Origin of the sequence: Rhodococcus sp. (in: high G+C Gram-positive bacteria), assembly GCF_049286785.1 — a bacterium.
Taxonomy (GTDB): Bacteria; Actinomycetota; Actinomycetes; order Mycobacteriales; family Mycobacteriaceae; genus Rhodococcus_F.
This window is the reverse complement of sequence record NZ_JBAQEO010000292.1, coordinates 1-1,758: the sequence shown is the minus strand read 5'-3', so window position 1 is coordinate 1,758 and position 1,758 is coordinate 1. Positions and strand designations below refer to the sequence as shown.

General features: G+C 66.1%; 2 protein-coding genes. Both read right to left on the bottom strand.

The genetic code is table 11. The features are described 5' to 3' along the window. The coding region (locus WAW17_RS11430) for an alcohol dehydrogenase catalytic domain-containing protein (protein ID WP_422333093.1) at window positions 1–432 on the bottom strand (432 nt) is incomplete at its 3' end. A 58-nt stretch (window positions 433–490) separates the two neighbouring features. Further along, complete coding sequence (locus tag WAW17_RS11425) at window positions 491–1,720, bottom strand: NAD(P)/FAD-dependent oxidoreductase (RefSeq protein WP_422333092.1); 1,230 nt, start codon at window positions 1,718–1,720, stop codon at window positions 491–493. Window positions 1,721–1,758: the final 38 nt, after the last annotated feature.

The window sequence follows — 1,758 nt, the reverse complement described above, 5'->3', positions numbered from 1 at the left end:
GTGGGTAGCGAAGGAGGATTGCCCGAAGAACAGACCGGTCAACGATTCGCCGTCGGTGGTGGTGATCGGTCCGGTGCCGTCGTCGCGGACGCCGTCGTAGGCGAGGTGCATGAACTGGTGGCAGTACGAGGGCGCCCCGGTGGTGCACGAGGGACAGGTGCCGCAGCTGTTGAAGGTAATGGCGACGCGGTCGCCGGGTATCACCTTGGTGACGCCGTCACCGACTTCCCGCACGACACCGCACCCTTCGTGACCGAGGACGGCGGGCAGCGCGGTCGGGAGGGCGCCGTCGCGGGCGGCGAGGTCGGTGTGGCAAATGCCGACCGCTTCGATCTCCACGAGGACCTCACCGGCCCTCGGGCCCTCGATGGTGATCGGCTCGAGGGTGAACTCGGTGTGCGGTTCTCTCGCGACTGCTGCGAGTGCTTCCATCATCAATACTCCATGGTGTGTGGGCGGACCCGAAAAGGGCCGGCCGATATCGAAGTGCTCAGAGAACGGTGTCCCGCAACGAGATGACCGGATCGGCGAGTGCGGTGGGGTCGATCTTGGTGCGGTTGCCGATGAACTTCTTGCCCGCCATGAATTCAGCTGCGGCATTGACGGTCTCGACGGCGACCGGGATGCCGTCGCTGTCGAGGTGGAACAGGGCGAAGGAGGAGTCCGACGGGTCGCCACGCAGGACCGCACGGGTGTCCGGACCGACCATCCCCGCCATCTTCAGCTTCAGGTCGAACTGATCCGACCAGAACCACGGCACTTCGTGAGGTGGCAAAGGCGAGTTCATGATGACCGCCGCCGCCTGCTTCGCCTGTTCGACGGCGCTGGGGATACTTTCGAGTCGCACCATCTTGCCGAGCGTGTCGTGCTGGCGGTAGGTCACGTCCCCGATAGCGAGCACGTTCGGATCGCAGGTGCGTGCCGAACCGTTGACCACGATTCCCGTGAGACAGTCGATGCCCGATTCGCGTGCCAGCGCGTCGTTCGGGATCGCTCCGACGCCCACGAGCACGAGATTACAAGGGATTTCGCTTCCGTCGCCGAGTACGACACCATCGACCCGACCCGCCGTCCCCGTGATCTCCCGAACCTCCGCGCCCGTGAGGATGTGGGTTCCGCGGTTGCGGTGGAATTCGGTGAGGACGGTCGACAGTTCGGAACTTGCGACGCGCGCCAGCACCCGGTCCTCCCGTTCGATCACCGTGACCTCGCATCCGCGGGCGCGGGCCGAGGCGGCGACCTCGAGCCCCACGTATCCGCCACCGATGATGGCCAGTGCCGATCCGGTGTGCACGGCCTCGCGCAGCAGGGTGGCGTCGTCGAGCGTGCGCAGGCTGAGCACGCCCTGGAGATCACTACCGGGCAGCGTGAGGATCCGCGGCGCGGCACCCGTCGCGAGGACGAGCGTCGTGTACTCGAGGACCGTGCCGGACGCCGTCGTCGCGGTCCGGGCGTCCCGGTCGATGCACACGACCGGGTCACCCAGCCGGCTATCGATCTCGTTGTCGGCGTAGAACGATTCGGGCTTGAGCCACTGGACGAACTCGTCGTCGGCGTATTTTTTGGACAGCGGTGGTCGGTGATAGGGCGGATGCGTTTCGTCCCCGCACAGGACGATGCGGCCCTCGAATTTTTGCTGCCGCAGCATGCCGGCGAGAGTGCCGCCGGCATGCCCGGCCCCGACGATCACCACGGTGGGCGACGGGTGTGACGTGACCATCGTGCTACCTGGTGAATTCGATCTGGACGGGCATGTTC